Origin of the sequence: Streptomyces sp. B6B3 (genome assembly GCF_039871525.1) — a bacterium.
Lineage (GTDB): Bacteria > Actinomycetota > Actinomycetes > Streptomycetales > Streptomycetaceae > Streptomyces.
In genome coordinates, this window is record NZ_JBDPLU010000036.1 from 1 (window position 1) to 19821 (window position 19821).

Here is a 19821-nt window from a genome sequence, read left to right on the forward strand (position 1 = left end):
ACCGGCTGCTCGGCCAGCTCTACCACTGCCTGCAAACCCGGCAGCACTTCGACGAGCATCGCGCATTCACCTCCTTCTCAGCAGTTCCAGCCGTCGCGGCTTGACTTCTTAGGCACGTGAGATGTCTTTCAGGTGATGTTCCGCATGGAGGTGTCGCAGGCGAGCAGCTATCCGTTGAACTCTCGAAGAGGAGATGTCATGGAAGCGGAGAAGGACGTTCCGGAGTACCAGGAGCCGGCCGTGGTCGAGATGGGGCTGTTCGCCGAGGTCACTCGCGGCGGCACGTGGGGCCCCGAGGAGTGGGAGAACGAGATGCTCTTCTGGGGCTGATCCGGATGCCGGGCGAGCCTGGTCTCGACGCGGCGGCGTCGTTCGTCGTCCTGCCGGACCACGCCGCCGCACGGGCCGTGACGGACCGGGTGGGCGCCTCGGCCACCGTGATCGCGAGGTATCCGTCAGGACGGCCCTGGCTGATGGGCCGCCCGGAACCAGACGATGTGGTGGTCGCCGAGGCGGGGCGGACACGGCTCGCGGTCATCGGCCGTTCGGCGTGTGGAGTCGCGGAGCTGGCTCGTTGGGCCGCCGGGATCCGCGACGTCCGGGACGCGGACGGACTGGCACGACGGCTGGTGGGCAGCGCCCATCTCGTCGCCGCGGTTGGGACCCTGGTGCGGGTGCAGGGCACGGTGTCCGGCGTGCGGCGGGTGTTCTGGGCGACGGTGGCGGGCGTTCCGGTCGCCGCGAGCCGCGCGGACGTGCTGGCCGCCTGGTCCGGCGGCGAGGTGGACGTGACCCGGCTCGCCGCCGGGATGCTCTTCCCCTCCCTGCCCCATCCGGTCGGCGACACGTCGCTGTGGCGAGGCGTGACCGCGGTCCCCGGTGACCACTACCTCCTGATGGGCGACCGGGCCCGGACGGTGCCGTGGTGGCGGAGCCCCGAGCCGAGCACCTCCGTCGCGCGGGGCGCCCCGGCCCTGGCCCAGGCCCTGCACGAGGCGGTCCGGGCCCGGGTGGACGCCGCGGCAGACGGTCCGGTCGGCGCCGACCTCTCCGGCGGAATGGACTCCACCTCGCTGTGCTTCGTGGCCGCGAGGACCGGAGCGCGGCTGGTCACCTGCACGGCCACGACGGCGGACGTGGGCAACGACGACCTGCGCTGGGCCGAACAGGCGGCCACCCACCTGCCGGGATCCGAGGGACTTCTGGCCGGGCCAGCGGAGATCGGCGGCCAGTTCGACGGCTTCGAGAGGGCCGAGACCGGCCTGGACGAGCCGTTCCGGGAGGTCCGGGCTCGACAACTGATCACCCGCAAGACGCGGTTGGCCGCGGACCGCGGCGCACGGGTCTACCTGTCGGGGATGGGGGGAGACGAGGTGGCCCGGGTGCCCTCCGGGTACCTCCACGGGCTGGTCCGCCGTCGACCCCGGCAGGCGGTGAGCCATCTGCGGGCGAACCGAGCCCTCTTCCGGTGGACACCGCGGGAAGCCCTGGCCGCGTTGCTCCGCCGCGACACCTGGCGGGACTGGCTGCTCGGGGAGGCCGGCCGGCTGACGGAGACCCCGCCCGCCAGTCCGCTGCCGGGGCAGTGGGGGCACGGCTTCCGGATGCCGCCGTGGGTCACCGCGGAGGCGGCGACCACGGTGCGCGATCTCCTGCGCGGCGCGGCGTCCGACGGCGCTCCGCTCGCCGACGACCGTGGGCAGCACCGCGTCCTGGAGGTCACCCGCGGCACGGGCGCACGCGCGCGGCTCATCCGACAGTTCATCGCTCCGCACGCGGTCTCGATGGAGTACCCCTTCCTGGACGACCGCGTCATCGAGGCGTGTCTCGCCGTGCGGTTGGAGGAACGAGGTGACCCGTGGCGCTACAAACCACTGCTCGTCGAGGCCATGCGCGGCACCGTCCCCGACGCGCTCCTCACCCGGACCACCAAGGGACACGCGGCGACGGACGTGCACGCCGGGATCCGCCGCAACCGCGCGGCGATGCTGGCGCTGTGCGACGACTCGGCGCTCGCCGCGCTCGGCCTCGTCGACGCGGCCGCCCTGCGAACCGCCCTCCTCGGCCCGCTCCCGCCCCGGATCCCGGTCAACGCGCTCAGCGGGACGCTGGCGGCCGAGCTGTGGCTGCGCACCGCCGTCCCGTCCCGAACCCCAGCACACCCCCACACGGCCTCCCCGGGACGAACCCCGTGACGCTCCTCCTGCGCAACGACGTGTCCGTGGCACACACGGACCACGGCACCGTCCTCCTCGACGGCGCCACCGGCCGCTACTGGCAGCTCAACGCCACCGCCAGCGAGATCCTGCGACACCTCGTCGACGGCACCGACCACGACGCCCTGGCCACCCGACTCAGCGGCACCTACCGAATCCCGCGCGAGAAGGCCGCCGAGGACATCGCCGCCCTCATCACCCGACTGCGGACCGCCCGCCTGCTCGCGGAGGACCCCGCATGAGCCAGCCCATCCCCCTCGCCCGCGGCCCCCGCCTCCCGCTTCGCCGACGACTCGCCGCCCTGCTCGCCGTGACCGCGGCACGACTCCTCGCCGGGCGTCCCCCGCGCCGGATCACCGTGATCCTGCGGGCCCTGCGACGCGGATCCACCGCCGCCACCGCCGAACAGGCCGCCGCCGCCCGCGGCGACGTCACCGCGGTCAGCACGCTCTGCGCGGGCGAAGGCTGCCTACAACGCTCCCTGGCCACGGTCCTGTTGTGCCGACTCCACGGCACCTGGCCCGCCTGGTGCACCGGAGTCCGCACCGACCCCTTCACCGCCCACGCCTGGGTGGAAGTCGACGGCCACCCCGTCGGCGAGCCGACCGGCCCCGGCTACTACACCCCCGTCATCGTCGTCCCACCCCTGACGCCTCCGGCCTCCAGGCCCGTGCCAGGTCCGGGAACCTGACACGGGCCTTCCAGGGAACCGCCGCCCTCAGGCGGGGGTCAGGACGAGGCGGTAGGCGCCGAGGTGGTCCTCGTCGTTGACCAGGACGCTGGCGGTGCCGTTGCTGACCGGATAGGTCTGCGTGGAGATCCGGGTCGGTGCGTTGACGACGGTGGTGCGGCCGGAGCCGGGGGTGTACTCCAGGGTGCCGGTCACGGCGGAGCCGAAGTCGTTCAGCCCGGTGACCTGGATCGTGTTGTCGCCCGCCTCGCCGGCGAAGACGACGCTCACCACCCGCTGGTCCGCGTCGTAGGCGGCGACCGCGTCGTTGTACTGGGTCGGGGTGACGCTGACGATGTCGCCGGTCTGCTCGGCGTACCACTGGTACATCCAGTACGAGGCGGTCGGCTGGTTGTTGTGCAGCAGCCCGTTGAGCGTTCCGGCCTCGAACCAGAACGCGCGCTCGGCGTCGCGCACGCCCTCGCGCTCGAACTGGGCGATGTAGTGGTTGACGGTGCTGGGCACGTCGATCTCGTCGGTCGCCGCGTACTCGTTGATCGAGATCGGCAGCGGCCCGATGCCCAACTCCTGCTCCAGCGCGCGGTACGCGCGGATGTTGGAGTCCACGCCCTGCCAGCCGCGCAGTTCGTGCCAGGAGATGACCTCCGGCACCGTGCCCGAGGCCTGCGCCGCGGTGAGGAAGCCCCGCATCATGTCCGCGTTCCAGTAGGAGTAACTGGGACCCATGATCGGGGTGGTGGCGTCACCGGCACGGAGCCGCTGGTAGGTGCGGGCCCAGCCGTCGTTGAAGCTGCCCGCGGAACCGGACCAGGTCCAGTCCGGCTCGTTCCAGATCTCCCAGGCGGTGACGTTGGTGATGTCCGGGCGCGCCCGGAGGTCGGCGATCATCCGGTCGACCCGCCCCAACCAGTCATCCCAGCCGGCCCAGTTGTAGGGGAAACCGCTGAAGGTGTCGGCCATGTCGACCGTGATGTCCGCGCCCGCCTCAATGGCGTTGCCGGCGATGTCGAGGACGTCACCGACGTGCTCGGTCTCCCCGTTGGGGAAGTGGTCGTGGTTGGGCGGCGGCTGGCGCAGGGTGTTGAGCTTCAGCGGCAGCAGCAGGTCCACCGGCGGTCGGTCGGGCAGCGCCAGACCGTAGAGCGTGCCGCTCCCGACCTGACTCACGGGGCGGACGGGCCTGCTCACGTCGACCTGGAGCGTGCTGAGCGCTCTGGCCTGCGGTGCGAGTCCGAGGAACGTCGCGCCAGCGCCTGAGGCGGCGGCGAGGGTGAGGAACGAACGCCTCTGCATCGGCATGGAGACTCCTTGGCGAGGGTGACGGACAGCTCCCAGCCCGCTCGCAACGTAGCAGTGTGACCGGTCACATGGAAGGGTGGCGCCGACGGAAGCGCCGGACGAACCGGCGACGTCGACCACCTCGGCACCCAGCCCGGCGCGAACGGTCCGCGTCGTCGTTCGGCGATCCAGCTTCTAGGCTCCGGGTATGACGACATCGAAAATGCCGACCGACGCGGCGCTGGCCTGGGCCGTGGAGTCCGTCGGCGGCGACGGGACGGTCGTGGCGGTGAGGGGACTGCGGGAGGGCAGCAACCCGTGGCTGCTGCGGATCGACCACGACGGTGGGACGGTCGAGGCGGTGTTGAAGACCGCGCACACCGAGGATCCCGGCGGCCTCGCCACCGAGATCGCCGCACTGCGCCTGGCCGAGGAACGAGGCATACCCGCGCCGCGGATCATCGCGGTCGACGTCGAGGGCGACTCGGCCGGCACCCGGGCGATTCTGGAGACCGTCGTGCCCGGGCGCAGCACCATTCCCGTCGAACCCACCGCCGAGCGCCTGCACGCCCTGGGCGCCGCGGTCGCGGCCCTGTGCGCCGTCCCCGCCCAGCCGTCGCCAGCACTGCCGCTGCGCATCCGGCCGATCTCGGCCAGCGACTTCGCGCGGGCACGGCGGCGGGGAACCGACCACACCACGCCTCTTCTGGACGCCGCGGACCAGGAGATCAGGCGGCTACCCGTGCCGGGGGGCAGGACCGTGTTGGTACACGGCGACATCTGGCAGGGCAACCTGATGTGGGAGGGCGACGCGTTCTCCGGCATGCTCGACTGGGACATGGCGGGCGTCGGCCACCCCGGCGTCGACCTGTGCGCGCTGCGCCTGGACGCGGCGCTGACGTACGGCCGGGACGCGGCCGAGCCGGTGCTGGCCGGATGGGAGCGGGCGACGGGCGAACGAGCCGAGGACCTCGCCTACTGGGACGCGGTGGCCGCGCTGAACCAGCCCGGCGACATGGCCGTGTTCGCGCCGGTCATGCACGACCAGGGCAGGGACGACCTGACCGCCGGGACGCTCAACGAACGCCGCGACGCCTTCCTCCGCGCCGCGCTCGACCGACTCTGAGGACCGGCGGCGCTTCCCCACGGAGATGAGGCGCGCGCCGACCGGCGCCTCCTAACCGACGAGGGCCGCGGTGATCTGACGGGTGGTCTGCGCGGCGATCCGGGGGCTGACGGCGGCGTAGGAGGTGTAGGCGTTCAGCCCGGTGGCCAGGGCCCAACCACGGCCGCGGAGCCAGGCGGCGTCGTCCACCCCGAGCGCGGCACGGAAGGCGGCTCGGGGTCTGGCCGACATCAGGGTGAAGGCGATGGTCAGATCGCAGGCCGGATCGCCCATGCCGAGCCCACCGAAGTCGATGACCGCGCTGAGCCGGCCGCCGCTGGTCAGCAGGTTGCCGGTGTGGAAGTCGCCGTGGAACCAGACCGGGGGACGATCCCAACCGGAGGCACTCAGCGCCGCGTCCCACAGCCTGGTCATCGCCGAGGCGTCGAAGACGCCGCCGAGTTCCGCGATGGCGGCCCGCGTCGCCCGGTCCCTGTCGGCCAGCGGCCGGGCGGCGAGGTCGCCGCCCGGCTCGCCGGACGCGCTGTCCGCCGGTGCGAACCGCTGCAGCGCGGCCAGGAACCCGGCAAGTTCGACCGCCGCCTCGGAGGAGTCGGCCAGCGCCTCCACGGTCGCCACCTCGCCGTCCAACCAACGGGACACCGCCCAGGGCCACGGATAGCCGAAGTCCGGTTCGCCCACGCCCACCGGGACCGGAACGGCCAGGGGCAGGTGCGGGGCCAGCCGGGGCAACCACTCGAACTCCTTGCGCGCCTGCCCGATGGCCCCGGCATGGCGGGGCAGCCGAACGGACAGCTCCTCGCCCAGCCGGTGAATCACATGGTCGGACCCTGCCGGGTCGAACAACTTCAGGGGGAGCCCGGCCCACTGCGGGAACTGCGTGTCGACCAGGCGCCTGACCAGTGCGGCATCGATCACCGGGCGGGTGTCCGCGGTTCTCCCCGTCGCCAAGAGGTGCTCCATCGGTCGGCCCGCTCCGTGCGGCGGGCGATCGAGCCCATCACACTGCGTCGCGGGCTGGCCTGTCGACCGGATTTCACCGACGGCCGCCCAGCCCGTCCCTGGCCCCGCTCGGCGGCGGCTCCGCCGGCCGCGTGCCGGCCGCCCGGTGCGTCCACACGTCGACGGGCCGAGCCGCCGTCCTGCCCGGCGCCGGGTCTCAGTCGGTGTAGACCTCGGCCCGGTCCACGCTCACGAACGCTGCCCCGGAGTCGGCGTTGTGCTCCCCGGTGACCTGGATCCGCAGGGTGTGCTCGCCGGGCGGCAGTTGCGGGCTGAGGTACTGGAGGGTCTCGCCCGTCCGGATCGGACCGTGGAAGTCGACGCGTTGCTCGGGCCCGCCGTCGATGCTGATCGCGGCGATGCCGTTGCCGGTGTCCCGCACGGAGAGTAGCGCGATCCTGGTGCCGGTGAAGCTGAACGTCGCGGTGTTCCCGGCCTGGTCGCTCCAGTGGTCGTCTCCCCAGAAGCACTGGGCCGCGCAGCCCGTGCCCGAGTTCCAGGTGCCCGTGTACGTGACCGTGCCGTCGCCGCTGGACCGGCCGTCGTCGTTGATCCAGTAGTTGCCGGATCCCGGGTCGCCGGAGGGCAGGTCCTGCGTCGCTCCCAGCGCGAGCGGGGTGCCGAGGTTCGGGCTGCCGTCGGCGTTCCAGCCGATCTGCTGGGCGCGGGTCGTGCGGTCGGTGTAGGTGTACTCCGAGGTGGTCTTGGCGTGGTAGATGATCCAGTCCTCGGTCCCGTCGGGGGACTGGAAGAACGTGTGGTGGCCGGGGCCGTAGACGCCCGCGGCGTCGTTGCGCGAGAGGAGGGGGCCGTCGTGCTGGGTCCAGTTGCCCGGCACGAGCGGGTCGGCGTTGTCCGGCAGGGACATCATCCACACCTGGTAGTCGGGCTTGCCGGTGTCGCAGGCCGAGTACGTCATCCAGGTGCGGCCGTTGCGGTACAGGAAGGCGGGTCCCTCGCGGACCTCCGGGCAGCCCCCGGCGGCGTTGAGCGCCACCGCGTCGCCGGAGATCGTGTAGGGGTTGGACAGCGGCGCGATGTTCAGACCGTTGTGCTGGTAGGCGTTCAGGCCGCTGTACGCCAGGTAGAGCCGCCCGTTGTGCTGGAGGATGCCGGGGTCGATGGCGAAGTCGTCCGCGTGGTTCGGCGGGGCCAGCTTGGCCTTGAAGTGGTACGGCCCGGTCGGGTCGTCGCCCTCCGACTCCAGGACGTACAGCCGGTGGTGCTCGTCCACGCCGTCGTCCGCCGTGTAGTACATGTACCACCGGCCGTCGAAGCGGTAGAACTCGGGCGCCCAGATGTGCTGGTTCCGCGAGGGGTCGGAGTCCGTCCAGACGGTGACCGGGTCGGTGGCCAGCAGCGTGCTCAGGGAGGGCGAGCTCCACATCCTGATGCTGTCGCCCTGCGTGGTGGCGAGGTGGTACTCCCCGTTGGCGTAGGTCATGAACGGATCCGGGCCGGGATTCAGCGGATTGCGGAAGGTTCCGGCGGCGGTCGCGGACGCGGTGTCTCCCGCGGTTTCGGGCATCGTGTCTCCGGCGGTGGCCTGCGTACCCCAGACCAGACCGATGAGCAGCGCGCACAGCGCCGTGGCCAGCGGGATGGTGGATCGGGCGCGCATCAGCGGCTCCCTTGGTCTCTTCACGCCTCATGGACGCTGTGACGGGCGTCAGTTGCCGACTCCCCATGGCATCACGCCAGTTACAACGATGTACATACGCGGGACGAAAGTTGGCGCCGCAGGTGTGAGGCCGCCGATGCCCTGCGGCCCCCGTGTCAGGGATGGCAGACTCCTGAGGCGGGCCTGCCGGGAGTTGACGGAACGTCAGGCAGCACGGCACCGCTCGCCGGACAGCGGACCTACGAAAGGGTGCGGGCACAGCGAATGATCGCGCGGATATGGCGTGGATGGGCTCCGACGGCGACGGCCGACGACTACCAGCACCACTACGAGACCGAGGTCGCCGAGCACCTCCAGCGGGTTCCCGGCTTCCGCGGCGCCCGGCTGCTGCGTCACCAGGACGGCGGGGAGGTGATGTTCACCTCCCTCACGTTCTTCACCGCCATGGGCGACGTGCACGCGTTCGCCGGCGCGGACGCCGAGGTGGCCGTCGTCGAGGAGGCGGCCCGCCGCGCGTTGAGCCGATGGGACGAACGCGTCGTCCACCACGAGGTCGCCGTCGACCTCCCCGTGTGACCGGCTGCCCGGACCACCGGCGGGAGACGGGCTGACCCCGTTCACGGCACGGTGACCACGGCCTTGCCGCGGGCATGGCCCTGCTCCACGTGGCGCAGGCCCTCGGCCGCGTCGGCCAGGGGGTAGGTCCGGTCGACTACCGGGGTGACCCTGCCGGCCTCGACGAGCGCGGTGACGGCGAGCAGGTCCTCCTGGGTCGGCCCGGCCGGGGCCGCCGGGTAGATCGGGCGGAGCCGTCGCCGGACGACCGCGTTGACCGCGACCAGTCGCAGCATGGCTCCCACCGCCCCGAAAACATGGCCGGGTGAGCCGCCGCCGTTGGCCACCAGGATCCCCGTCGGGGTGAGCGCCCGGAGCAGTCGGCTCAGCGGGCGGTTGCCCACGTTGTCCAGGACCACGTCGTAGCGCACCCGGCCGTCGGTGAAGTCCTCCCGGGCGTAGTCGACGACGCGCGCGGCGCCCAGCGAGCGCACCAGGTCGGCGTTGCGGGCGCTGCACACCCCGGTGACCTCCGCGTCCAGGGCCGCGGCGATCTGTACCGCGAAGGTGCCCACCCCACCCGCGGCCCCGTTGACCAGCACCCGCTGTCCGGCCCGCACCCGGCCCACGGTCCGGATGCCGCGCAGCGCGGTCACCGCCCCCATCGGCACCGCCGCGGCCTGCTCGAACGTCAGGCGCGCGGGCTTGGGGACCAGCAGTTCCGCGGGGGTGCGCGCGTACTCGGCGAAGGAGCCCGGGCAGAAGCCCAGGACCTCGTCGCCGGGCCGGAGCCCTCGTACCTCGGCGCCGACCGTCTCCACCAGGCCGGCCGCGTCGATCCCGGCCACCCGGGACCTCGGCCGGGTCAGCCCCATGGATCCCATCAGCCGCGCCACGTAGGGATCGCCGCGCATCATGTGCCAGTCATAGGGGTTCAGCGCGGCGGCGCGCACCCGCACCAGCACCTGGTCGGACCCGATTCCGGGCCGATCGATATTCGTCAACTGCAGGACGTCCGGGGGTCCGAACCGCTCCTGAACGATCGCCTTCATCCGTCGCCCATCCCCTCGGTCGGTGACCGGCTCGCTGTGCCCGTCATCACGTCGGCATCGTGGTGTACGCCGTACACCGCCGAGCCTAGGTGTACGGCGTACACCGGTCAAGGGGTGCGGGGGAGCGGAGCGGTGAGAGGGCGTGTCCTGGACGACGGCTTGCCGCGCGGTCCTCGGGCGCCGTCGCCGGGGCCCTCGGCCCGTGGGTCAGGCGGGGGAGTGCAGCCGCTCGAGACCGTCCAGCGTCAGGTCCAGAGCGAACTCGAACTCGAACTGGTCGTCGCAGCCCGAGCCGACGACGGACTCCTGGTCGTGGGCGACCGCCATGGCCAGCTCGGTGAGGTGGGGGTAGCGCGCGGCCATCTCCTCGGGCGGCAGCGCGTCCGGATCCGGCTCACGGTCGGGGCTGTCCTCGAACAGCTCCTGGGAGAAGCCCAGCAGGCGGCTACCCATGACGTGCATCGCGTGGTGGACCAGGTCGATCGAGAACCCCCCGGCCCGGAAGATCCCGATCATCGAGTCCAGGTACTCCAGCACCACGGGCGTCGGGGTGGCCCGCGCCTTGATCCGCGACTCGATGACCTCGGGCGCCCACGGGTGACGCAGCAGCATGCGGCGGGCCGACAGCACCCGCCGGCGAACGGCGGTCTTCCAGTCGGTGTCGCGGGCCGGCGGGTCGATCTCACCGACGAGGGCGTCGATCATGCCGTCCAGCAGCTCGTTCTTGTTGGCCACGTGCTTGTACAGCGCCATGGGCACCACGCCGAGCGCCTGCGCGATCCTGCGCATGCTCAGCGCGTCGACTCCGCCGTCGTCGGCGAGCGCGACGGCGGCGGTCAGCACCCGCTCCCTGCTGAGGGGCGCGCGGGGCTGCGCGACCGCGCCGGCCTGCGTGGCGATCTCCACCATCTCCTCTCGCGGGACAGCCCGAAGCCGGCCCTCGTTCCCCCTCCCGAACCTACAGCCTGCACCCGGCGCACCCCGGCCCCGCGGACCGGTGAGGTACCTAGGCCGTGACCCGGGGGCGACGGTCGACGGCCAGCAGCGCGCCGACGAGAAAGGCGCAGCCGGCGATGACGAGGGCGATCCGCAGGCCGGTCACGAACGGCGTACCGCCGCCGACCCAGGCCCCGAGCAGCGCGATGCCGACCACGCTGCCGGTCTGCCGCGCGGCGTTGATCACCCCGGCCGCCAGTCCGGCCTGCTCCGGCGGCGCGCTCTCGGTCACGGCGGTGGTGGCGGCCGGCATGGTGAACGACATGCCGAACCCGGCCGCGGCCGCCACCCCGGCGATGCCGCCCCACACCCCCACCGCCCGCGCTCGCGCCCGCGGGTCGTCGTAGGCGGCGCGCAGCAGCGCCAGCGAGGCCGGCACGGCCAGCGCCGCGCCGACTCCCTGTACCGCCCGCGTGGCGATCAGCACCGCCGTGTCCGGGGCCAGCCCGCAGGCCATCGAGGCGGCGACGAACACCGCCACCCCGACCTGGAAGACGCGTCGCGCGCCGAACCGGTCGGCGAGCGCGCCGCCGGACAGCAACCCGGCCGCCAGCACCACGAGGTAGCCGTCCACCACCCACCGGCGTCCGCTCACTCCGGCGTCCAGCTCGTCGCGGATCGCGGGCAGGGCGACGTTGACGACCGTGCTGTCCAGGATCACCAGGAAGTACCCCAGACACACCGCCACCAGCGTCGGCGAGGCCACCCGGCCCGTCTCGTCCCGTGCTCCGCTCATCCGGCACAGGCCAGGGCGTGGTCCGGACATTCCCGGCGTGTGCCTCCATCACCGGGCCGACGCCGTCGGCCGGCGCCTCGTGTCACCGGGGGAGGAACCCGGGTCAGACCACGCGGAAGAGGTCGGCGGCGGCGTGGACGTCGGTGAGATCCTCGACGGAGCGGAGGTTGTCGCACAGGGCCTCCAGGACCGAGCCCGCCTCGGCGGCGCGCGGGGCACCGACGGCCACGCCGAAGAGCCGGAAGCCCAACGAGCGCTTGGCGTCGTGCCAGCCGCGCAGCCATTCCTCGGTGACGCCGCACTCGTCGTCGGTGATCAGCACGATGTCGCCGCGGGCACGGGCGGCGTCGTCGAACTCCTCCTCCAGCAGCTCGCCGGCCGCCGTCAGCGGCGCCTGGTAGCTCGTGCCGCCGCCGAGGAAGGTCTCCGCGAAGTCGAGGGTCCGGGCCACGTCAGCGGGCTGGCCGGCCGGGAAGCGGAAGACCCGGACCCGGTCGGCGGAGGAGAACAGGATGCCGACGAAGTCACGCCCGGCATGGCGGGCCTGGTCCAGCAGCGCCAGGGCGCACGCCTTGGCCCACGCCTCCCGGGTGACTCCGCCGGGACCCGCCTCGTACATGGAGTGCGAGGTGTCCACGCACGCGATGATCGCGCCCCGGCCGGTGGCCCGTTCTCCCCGGTTGTCGTAGAGCATCAGCTCGCCGGCGGCGTAGCGCACGGCGAACACCGCACGCAGCTCGGGCAGGCCGAGGTTGACCAGCTCGGCGGGGACGACGCGGGACAGGTCGTTGCCGAGCGTGACGCCGACCAGTTCCCCCGTGGCGTTCTCCACCCTGCGGGCGCGCTCGCCGCTGGCCATCTGCCGGAAGCGACCGATCAGCTCCGCCCACCGTGCGAGGCGGCCGGTGCGCAGCCGCTCGGCGAGCCGGGCGCGCTGGGCGAACGACATCCGCTCCAACTCGCCGGGCCCAACGCCCCAGGCCCGCAGCAGCGCGGCCTCCTCCCGCGCGGCCTCGGCGGCCTTCGCCGCCACGTTCCGCGCCGCGACACGGACGCCGGGGGCCGCCACCGCGAGGGCCCGCGCGGCGGCCCCGCCGACTCGCCGCGCGGCGGCGTCGGCGGCCCGGGCGGCCGCGACCGCCCGCCGCACGGCCTCGGCGGCCGGTGCCGGCACGGCACCGGCCCCGTCCGTGTCGTCGGCGGCCCGCTGGAGCGCCTCGTGCACGGCGGTCGCCGCGCCATCGGCGTCCCGCTGGGCCGCCCTCGCCCGTTCGGCCTGCTCTTGGGTGTCCCGGAAACGCTCCAGCATCGTCCGCAGCGCGGCGGCCTGGGCGAGCACGGCCATGGCGGCGGCGTAGGGGTCGCCGGCCGTCTCCCGGTGCAACTCGGCGAACTCCGCCGACTCCACCAGCGAGCTGATGACCTGGTGGTTGACCAGCCGCGAGGGATCCATCTCCGCGCGTTCGCGCAACCGCGGGTGGACCTGGTAGGCGGCGAGGAACGCGTCGGTCAGGAGGTCGGCCGCGTGGTCGTGGCGCCCGTTCAGCTCCTCGGCCACATCGCGCAGCCCGGCCGACTGCGCGAAGGTGTCGCGCCAGGTGATCCGGTCGAACCGGTCCGCGACCACGGCCGCGGTGTGCCGCTCGGGAGCGGCGGCGGAGAGGCGGCCCAGCCACTCCGCGGCCTCTCCGGCCAGTTCGTCGAGCCCGCCCGCCGTCCCGCCCACGGCCCTATCCCGCCGGCGTTCCGAGCTGGGACTGCACCATGCTCGCGTCCACGCCGAGGGCCTCGGTGAGAACGCGGGCGCGAACCGCGCGCTGCCGGCCAGTCACCCGGTCGATGGCGGCGGTGGAGCGGCCGGCGCCCGCCGCCTCCTCGCGCAGCTTCTCCAGCCGCTTTCCCGCCACGGCGAGCCTGTGATGGGCCTTCTTGATGACCCACTCGCTCAGCGCCTCGCGGGACTGACCGGCCATGGCGTCGAGCTGGGCCTCCAACTCCTCGATGGCGTCGGCCAGGTCGAGCGCCTCCCTGGCGTCGGGGTTGACCAACTGCAGCACCTCGCGCTCGACGGTCGGGCGTTCGGCGGGGGAGTCCCACAGCACGTGCGTCAACACCGACAGGTCGGTCTCGGCGACCGCCGGGCGGCCGTCGAGGTACGCGGACGCCTGGAGCAGGCCGACCGCCTGCCGCCAGCGGCGGTCGGAGGCGACGAGTTCCCTGCGGCGCAGCGCGGCCCGCAGCGTGCACACCGCGTCCACGATCAGGTCGGGGACGTCCACGGCCGGGACGGCCTCGCGCACGGCCTGCCGCAACGCGGCCAGCTCGACGGTGGTCCGGGTCGGCGCCGTCGGGCGTCTGACGGCGGAGCGGACCAGCGCGGCGAAGTTCGAGGGGTCCGCCAGGTACCCGACCTCGATCCGCACCAGCAGCCGGTCGTAGATCGCGGCCGAGTCCTCCTCGCTGGGCAGCTCGTTGCTCGCCGTGATGGCCCCGAGCAGGGGGCACCGGATCGGCTCGCCGCCGTTCTCGGGGTGGTAGATCCGCTCGTTGAGGTACCCCAGGGTCTCGTTCAACGCCGCCGTGGAGCACTTGAAGATCTCGTCGATGAACGCGATATGCGCGGTCGTGGCGCGACCGTCGTAGACCTGGCGGTACTCACCCCGGGCCAGCGCCGCGACGTCGATGGGACCGAACATCCTCGTCGGCGCGGTGAACTTCGACAGGAGGATCTCCCAGTAGGCCGCCCCCTCGATCCGGCCCGTGAGCTCCCGCGCCATCTCGGACTTCGCCGTTCCGGGCGGGCCGAGCACCAACGAGTGCTGCCCCGCCAGCAACGTCACCACCAGCGTCCGCACCACGTCGGCCCGCTCGTAGAAACGGTCCGACAGCTCGTCGCTGATCGCCCGCAGCCTCCTGGCCGTGTCGTCCCGCGCGTCCCCTGCACCCACTGCGACTCCTCGTCTGCGACGCCCTGGTGGCCCGGCGGGCGGCCCCGCCCTCTCGGGTGCCGCTCACCGCCTGAGGCCCGCGCCGGCCCAGGCGGACACCTCCTTGTCCAACTCCGTCAGCGCCGCCTGGTCGGCGGCGCCGGTCGTCCGCCAGCGGTGGGGCGTCTCGATGCCGGGGTCGATCAGATCGAACCCCTCGAAGAACGCCGCCACCTCGTCCCTGCCGCGAACCTGGGTGGCGATGCCGCCGCTCCGGTAGATGTCGACGACCCTGCCGAGCGCCTCGGGGTCGAAGTCGGGGGTGACGTGGGAGATCACCAGAGCCGAGCCCGGCGCGAGCGGTTCGAAGAGGCGCCGCACCAGGCCGTGGGCGTCGAGTTCGTCCGGTACGAAGTGCAGCAGGGCGAACAGCGACAGCGCCACGGGCTGGTGCGGGTCGAGCGTCTGGAAGGCCTCGTCGAGGATCCGGTCGACGTCCGTGGTGACGTCGGCGTGGACGTAGGTGGTCCGGCCCCGCGGGCTGCTGCGCATCAGCGCGTCCGCGTGAGCGAGGACGAGCTCGTCCTTGTCGACGTACACCACGCGCGCCTCGGGCGCCTCGCCCTGCGCCACCTGGTGCAGGTTGGGCTCGGTGGGTATGCCGGTGCCGATGTCGAGGAACTGCCGCACTCCCTCCTCGGTGACCAGATGACGTACCACCCGCCGCAGGAACTCCCGGTTCGCCCGCGCGGCGGCCCGCACGCCCGGCCACCACGTCAGCACCTGGTCGGCGGCCGCTCGGTCCGCGGCGTAGTTGTTCTTACCCCCCAGGTAGTAGTCGTACATCCGGGCGGAGTGAGGCGTGGAGAAGTCCGGGAGGGCGGGTGGGCTGGTCATGACTCTCCTGACCGAGACGGCACGTGCTGCTCAGAGCGCTCGAAAGCTCCCTCACCCTAAACGAGTTGGCGCCTCCGGCGGCTCTCTCCAGCCTCGTCGGGGAGACGCCGGACGGGTGGCGGTGGGCACGAAGCGCCGCGCCGCTACGTGCGGCAGACAACGAGGGTGTCGTACTGCCCGAGGGGCTGGGGGTCGATCGAGGTGAAGCCGACGGCGCTGGCGTGGTCCCGCAGTTCGTCGAGGGAGTAGTTCGAGTTCCCCGTCAGGACCAGCATGGACAGGCTGACCTTCAGGTTCTGGTGCTCGACGTGCGGGGACGCGTGGCCGAGAGCGCGGTCGTAGATCAGCAGCGACCCACCGGGATTGACGCTGCCGGCCAACTTGCGGATCAGCAGACGCCGCTGCTCGGGAGACCAGTCGACGAGGGTATGGCCCATCATGACGATGTCGGCGCTGGGCAGCGGGTCGGCGAAGAAGTCGCCCGCGTGGAAGGTGGCCCGGTCGGCGAGCGCCCATTCGGCGGCGACCTCGTCGAAGAGGGGCGACATGACCGGAAGGTCGAAGACATGGCCTTTCAGGTTGGGGTAGGCGGCGAGGATGCGGGCCATCACGCTGCCCCGGCAGCCGCCCACGTCCAGCAGCGATCGGTGCCCGGCCCAGCCGTCGTAGGCGTCCAGCAGGTGGGGCACCAGAGAGGCCGTCGTGTAGTCCATCTGGTTGGCGAACTGCCGTACCACGTCAAGACCGTTCAGGGCCTCCATGAAGACCCCGCCGTTCGACCTGCCGGTGCGCAGTGACTGGGTGAGCCCGAGCAGAGCCGGGAACACCCGCCGCAGCAGCAGATCGCCGGTGAACCGCGGGGCCCCGCGCACCAGATGCTCCTCGGCGGGGGGTGCGTTGTGGTACCGGTGACCCTCGCGTTCCAGCAGGCCGTTGAGGACGAGAAGGTTCAACCAGTCGGCCACACCGGGGCCCGGCAGATCGAGTGAGCGGCCGATCGCCTCCGCGTCGGCCGGCTCGGAGTGCAGCGTGGTGAAAAGGTCGAGTTCCAGGGCGGTCAGCAGCGCCTGGGCGTCGCAGAGGGAATTCGTGAGGCTGACGATGTCGGATGTCGCGCATTGAGTCGTCACGGTGTGCTCCTGATCGACAGGACATGCAACTGTCCGTTGAAGTGATGAGAAAACGACGGGCGGATGGGGCAACGGATACGGTGTCGGCACCGCGCCGCGGGGTGCGGCGGGTGGAGCGCCTTCGCCTGCTCCCTAACCATGCGCCCGTCACGTAATCGACCGGATCTGCTCTGTCACCCCTTCTGGGGAACGCGTCCACTCGTCTGGGTAACACCCCTTGCCAGCAAGGGAGTTGCTGCCGACGCGCGCCTTGTCGTGGTGCGGAGGACGGGGCATGGCGGAGTTCAGCTCCAGGTCGGCATGGACGGGACGGCATAGCGGGTGCCGGGAACGGGGACGATGTGCTCGCCGCGGGTGAGCGGCCGTGCCAGACCGAGCTGGGAGCGTTCTCGGCCCAGCCGTAGATCTCGGCTGTGTCGAGGAAGGTGGCGCCCGGGTCGTGGGCGCGCTGGATGGCGGCGACGCCCTGCTGCTCGTCCCCGGGGCCGCAGAACGCCGAGATGCCCATCGCGCCGTAGCCGAGGGCGGAGACCTTCCGCCCTCCGCTGCCGAGGGGTCTGTGCCGCACGAGATCCTCCCGTATGAGCAAACCGCACTGTCTGGTGTGACACGACGACGGCCGCCGCCCCCGGCCAGACCGAACGGTTCGGTGACCTGGTGGCGGATCGCCGGCGCCCGCATCGACGCATCGCCAAGGCCGCGAGGACGAGCAGGGAACGCGTCTCCGCCTACTTCAGCAGCAAGGAAGCCCGCCACCGCCCTGTCTCCGCCCAGGCACTCGCCGCGGTCGCCGAAGCCACCCGCATGGACCCCACCGACCCGCCCGGCCGCGCGGACCGCGTCCACGACTACTTGGGCCGCTGTCCCGCCTCCGCCCGCGCCCGACCGCCCGCGCCCGGTGGGGAAGAAGCCCTAGTCTGCTCAGCATGCGCATGCTGCACCTGGGGCTGCGGGTCACCGACCTGGAGCGTTCGCTCGCCTTCTACACCGCGCTCGGGTACGCCGAGCTGGGCGGTGTCCCCGAGACGGAGTTCGGTAGCCTGACCATGCTGAAGTTGCCCGACGACCCGTTCGTCAGCCTCGAACTCGTCCACGACCCCGCGAGACCGGTCGCGGACGTCGGCGCCGTCAACCACCTCGTCGTCCAGGTGGACGACCTCGACGCCACGCTCGCCCAACTCGCCGTCAGAGGCGTCGCGGCCGAGCCCCCGGCGGAGCCGGGGCCGGGGCTCCGGACGGCATGGCTGACCGACCCCGACGGCTACCGGATCGAGCTCGTGCAGTGGCCCCCCGGCCATCCGGCCGGCATGACGGCGGCCGATTTCGCCCAGTAGGGTCTCCGACCCCCGACCGTCACGGCGCGGTTCTTCGGGGTCGCGCACCGACCCGACGTGTCACACGGAGTACTTCCTGAGCTCCTGGCCCGCGACGGCCACGGCCAGCATGGCGACCACCACCAGCAGGCCGCCCGCCGTCACGGCCACCCGCGGGCCGAGCGCCGAGCCCGCGGTGCCGTGCAGCAGGTCGGCCAGCCGCGGCCCGCCGGCCACCACCACCGTGAAAACCCCCTGCATCCGGCCGCGCATCTCGTCGGTCGCCGCCGACTGCAGGATCGCCCCGCGGAACACCATCGACACCATGTCCGCGACGCCCGCGACCGCCAGAAACGCGACCGCCACCCACAGGCTCTCGGCCAGCCCGAACCCGGTTATCGCCAAGCCCCACGCCACCACCGCGCCTATCACCATCAGGCCGTGCCGGCGGACGCGGGAGAACGTTCCGGAGAGCAGCCCGCCCAGCACCGCCCCCGCCGGGATCGCCGCGAACAGCAGCCCCAGCGCGAACCCCTCGCCCCAAGGCGCGAACGTCCCCGCCGCGAGCTGCGGAAACAGCGCCCTCGGCATCCCGAGGACCATCGCGATGATGTCGGCCGCGAACGACAGCAGCAGCACCCGCCGCACCGCGATGTACCGGAACCCGGCCACGATCTGCCCCCAGCCGGCCCGCCGGGCCCCGGCCCCGTTCAACGGCGGCAGCGGCGGCAGCAGGTACACCGCCCACAGGGTCGCGACCAGCGCCACCGCGTCCGCCAGGTACAGCACCGGCAGCCCCACCACCGGGATCAGCGCCCCGGCCAGCAGCGGGCCGACGATCATCCCGGTCTGGGCGACGGTGGAGACCAGCGCGTTGGCCGCGGGGAGCTCGGCGGCGGGCACCAGCCGGGCGACGGACGCGGTGCGGGCGGGGGAGTTCATCCCGAACAGCCCCTGCTGCACCGCCAGCAGCACCATCAGCAGGCCCGCCGACTCCAGCCCGGCGGCCGCCTGGACCCAGAACAGCACCGAGGTCACCGCGATCCCGACGTTGGTGACCAGCATCAGCGTGCGCCGGTCCACGGTGTCCGCGACCGCCCCGCCCCACAGCGCGAAGACGACCAGCGGCACCAGCCCGGCGAAGCTCGCGTAGCCCACCCAGGCCGAGGAGCCGGTGATGTCGTACACCTGCTTCGGCACGGCCACCGCCGTCAACTGGCTGCCGATCGCGGTCACGGTGGTGGACGACCACAGCCGCCGGAACGGGCGGTGCCGCAACGGCGTGGTGTCCATCAGGGACCGCCGCCACCACGGCCCCGACGCCAGCCGCTCCGCGCTGCCCACCGTCGATCTCCTCTCCCGGGACGCACCAGAGGGGGCGCCCGCGGGCACACCCCTCGGTGACTCTACGTCCGACCACCAGGCCGCCCAGTAGGGCCCGGAGGCCCCCGGCGGCAGGGCCCTCGCTACGCGTTCAGGTGGCGTCCTGGTCGTCCGAGGGATCCGGGTTCCACTCCAGGAGTCGGACCTTGGCCACGGTGCGGACGTGGCGGCGCATGGCCGCCGCGGCCTTCCCCGGCTGCTGGGCGTCGATCGCGTCCAGGATGGCCCGGTGCTGGGCCAGCGAACGCCGGGGCCGACCGGGCTGGCGCAGCGACTCGTTGCGGCTCTCGGTGATCTGCTCGGCGATGGAACGCATGAACTCCGCCAGCAGCGCGCTGTGCGCGGCGGCCGTGACGGCGGCGTGGAAGCGGCGGTCGCCCTCGATGCCGTGGCCGCCCGCCCGCACCTCCTCGGCCATGTGGTCCAGCGCCGACCGCAGGGCGGCGAGATCGTCGGGAGTGCGGCGTTCGGCCGCGAGCTCGGCCAGCTTGGTCTCCAGCGCCTCGCGCGCCTCGAGCACGTCCGGGAGCCGCCGCCGGCGCTCCATCAGCGCCTCGACGGGCTCGGCCTCCAGGCTGCCGCGGACCAGGTACGTGCCGCCGCCGTGCCGCACCTCGACCAGCCCTTGGACCTCCAGCACCACGATCGCCTGTTTGACCGAGGCCCGGCTGACCCCGAGGCGCTGCGCCAACTCCCGCTCGGGCGGCAGGCGGTCGCCCGGCCCGAGCCCGGACTCGGCGACATAGGCACGCAGCCGGTCGAGGACCTGCTCGTACAGGCGCGGCCGGGCGGTCATGGGCCGCAGTGCGTCGGACATGCCAAGCAGCCTAACGCGGTCGGCCGCCCCGTGGAGCGGTGGCCGGGTGGCAAAGTGGCTGAGCCAATTTCGTCCAACGCC

19 protein-coding genes are annotated in these 19821 nt (G+C 72.8%); 7 read left to right on the forward strand and 12 right to left on the reverse strand.

Annotated elements, in window-relative coordinates; all coding sequences use genetic code 11:
• The first annotated feature begins 198 nt into the window (after window positions 1-198).
• The 4 genes from ABGB06_RS37395 to ABGB06_RS37410 are packed head-to-tail and all read left to right on the forward strand — an operon-like array spanning window position 199 to window position 2907.
• A complete protein-coding gene (locus tag ABGB06_RS37395) occupies window positions 199-330 on the forward strand; it encodes a lasso RiPP family leader peptide-containing protein (RefSeq protein ID WP_347599423.1) in 132 nt (43 codons plus the stop codon).
• Between the two features lie 5 nt (window positions 331-335).
• Window positions 336-2195 (forward strand): asparagine synthase-related protein, encoded by a 1860-nt coding sequence (locus ABGB06_RS37400; RefSeq protein WP_347599426.1) that lies wholly within the window; start codon window positions 336-338, stop codon window positions 2193-2195.
• Window positions 2192-2458 (forward strand): lasso peptide biosynthesis PqqD family chaperone, encoded by a 267-nt coding sequence (locus tag ABGB06_RS37405; RefSeq protein WP_347599429.1) that lies wholly within the window; start codon window positions 2192-2194, stop codon window positions 2456-2458. The genes ABGB06_RS37400 and ABGB06_RS37405 overlap by 4 nt, the downstream gene beginning before the upstream one ends.
• Window positions 2455-2907, forward strand: a complete 453-nt coding sequence (locus tag ABGB06_RS37410) for a lasso peptide biosynthesis B2 protein (RefSeq protein WP_347599432.1) — start codon at window positions 2455-2457, stop codon at window positions 2905-2907. The genes ABGB06_RS37405 and ABGB06_RS37410 overlap by 4 nt, the downstream gene beginning before the upstream one ends.
• Before the next feature lie 27 nt (window positions 2908-2934).
• On the opposite strand, the gene ABGB06_RS37415 is transcribed toward ABGB06_RS37410, so the two are convergent.
• Window positions 2935-4206, reverse strand: coding sequence for a hypothetical protein (locus tag ABGB06_RS37415; protein WP_347599435.1), 1272 nt, complete (start codon window positions 4204-4206; stop codon window positions 2935-2937).
• A 187-nt stretch (window positions 4207-4393) separates the two neighbouring features.
• Between ABGB06_RS37415 and ABGB06_RS37420 the strand changes: the two genes are divergently transcribed.
• On the forward strand, window positions 4394-5311 hold the full coding sequence (locus ABGB06_RS37420; RefSeq protein WP_347599438.1) for an aminoglycoside phosphotransferase family protein: 918 nt from the start codon (window positions 4394-4396) through the stop codon (window positions 5309-5311).
• Between the two features lie 51 nt (window positions 5312-5362).
• Here the strand turns inward: ABGB06_RS37420 and ABGB06_RS37425 are convergent, their stop codons facing one another.
• Both ABGB06_RS37425 and ABGB06_RS37430 read right to left on the reverse strand, forming a co-directional pair.
• Window positions 5363-6262, reverse strand: a complete 900-nt coding sequence (locus ABGB06_RS37425) for an aminoglycoside phosphotransferase family protein (RefSeq protein WP_347599441.1) — start codon at window positions 6260-6262, stop codon at window positions 5363-5365.
• Window positions 6263-6470: 208 nt separating this feature from the next.
• The gene (locus ABGB06_RS37430; protein ID WP_347599444.1) at window positions 6471-7934 is read right to left on the reverse strand and encodes a family 43 glycosylhydrolase; all 1464 of its coding nucleotides are present in this window, start codon (window positions 7932-7934) and stop codon (window positions 6471-6473) included.
• A 264-nt stretch (window positions 7935-8198) separates the two neighbouring features.
• Here ABGB06_RS37430 and ABGB06_RS37435 point away from each other — a divergent pair, with 264 nt between their 5' ends.
• Window positions 8199-8510: a hypothetical protein gene (locus tag ABGB06_RS37435; protein ID WP_347599446.1), complete on the forward strand. Its 312-nt coding sequence runs from the start codon at window positions 8199-8201 to the stop codon at window positions 8508-8510.
• 41 nt (window positions 8511-8551) lie between these two features.
• On the opposite strand, the gene ABGB06_RS37440 is transcribed toward ABGB06_RS37435, so the two are convergent.
• The 7 genes from ABGB06_RS37440 to ABGB06_RS37470 all read right to left on the reverse strand — a co-directional run bounded on the left by ABGB06_RS37440 (window position 8552) and on the right by ABGB06_RS37470 (window position 16227).
• Window positions 8552-9541, reverse strand: coding sequence for an NAD(P)-dependent alcohol dehydrogenase (locus tag ABGB06_RS37440; RefSeq protein ID WP_347599449.1), 990 nt, complete (start codon window positions 9539-9541; stop codon window positions 8552-8554).
• Window positions 9542-9748: 207 nt separating this feature from the next.
• Window positions 9749-10450: a TetR/AcrR family transcriptional regulator C-terminal domain-containing protein gene (locus tag ABGB06_RS37445; RefSeq protein WP_347599452.1), complete on the reverse strand. Its 702-nt coding sequence runs from the start codon at window positions 10448-10450 to the stop codon at window positions 9749-9751.
• Window positions 10451-10547: 97 nt separating this feature from the next.
• Window positions 10548-11273 (reverse strand): MFS transporter, encoded by a 726-nt coding sequence (locus ABGB06_RS37450; protein ID WP_347599455.1) that lies wholly within the window; start codon window positions 11271-11273, stop codon window positions 10548-10550.
• 103 nt (window positions 11274-11376) lie between these two features.
• Window positions 11377-12999, reverse strand: a complete 1623-nt coding sequence (locus ABGB06_RS37455; RefSeq protein ID WP_347599458.1) for a VWA domain-containing protein — start codon at window positions 12997-12999, stop codon at window positions 11377-11379.
• A 4-nt stretch (window positions 13000-13003) separates the two neighbouring features.
• Window positions 13004-14221 carry an AAA family ATPase gene (locus tag ABGB06_RS37460; RefSeq protein ID WP_347599461.1) on the reverse strand — a complete coding sequence of 406 codons (1218 nt, stop codon included), beginning with the start codon at window positions 14219-14221 and terminating at the stop codon, window positions 13004-13006.
• A gap of 63 nt (window positions 14222-14284) precedes the next feature.
• Window positions 14285-15097 (reverse strand): SAM-dependent methyltransferase, encoded by an 813-nt coding sequence (locus tag ABGB06_RS37465; protein WP_347599464.1) that lies wholly within the window; start codon window positions 15095-15097, stop codon window positions 14285-14287.
• A gap of 143 nt (window positions 15098-15240) precedes the next feature.
• Window positions 15241-16227 (reverse strand): methyltransferase, encoded by a 987-nt coding sequence (locus ABGB06_RS37470; protein WP_347599467.1) that lies wholly within the window; start codon window positions 16225-16227, stop codon window positions 15241-15243.
• Window positions 16228-17153: 926 nt separating this feature from the next.
• Between ABGB06_RS37470 and ABGB06_RS37475 the strand changes: the two genes are divergently transcribed.
• Complete coding sequence (locus ABGB06_RS37475; protein WP_347599470.1) at window positions 17154-17561, forward strand: VOC family protein; 408 nt, start codon at window positions 17154-17156, stop codon at window positions 17559-17561.
• A gap of 60 nt (window positions 17562-17621) precedes the next feature.
• On the opposite strand, the gene ABGB06_RS37480 is transcribed toward ABGB06_RS37475, so the two are convergent.
• A complete protein-coding gene (locus ABGB06_RS37480; RefSeq protein ID WP_347599533.1) occupies window positions 17622-18833 on the reverse strand; it encodes an MFS transporter in 1212 nt (403 codons plus the stop codon).
• A 181-nt stretch (window positions 18834-19014) separates the two neighbouring features.
• Entirely contained in the window at window positions 19015-19740 is a 726-nt protein-coding gene (locus tag ABGB06_RS37485) for a FadR/GntR family transcriptional regulator (protein WP_347599473.1), read from the reverse strand.
• Between the last annotated feature and the right edge of the window lie 81 nt (window positions 19741-19821).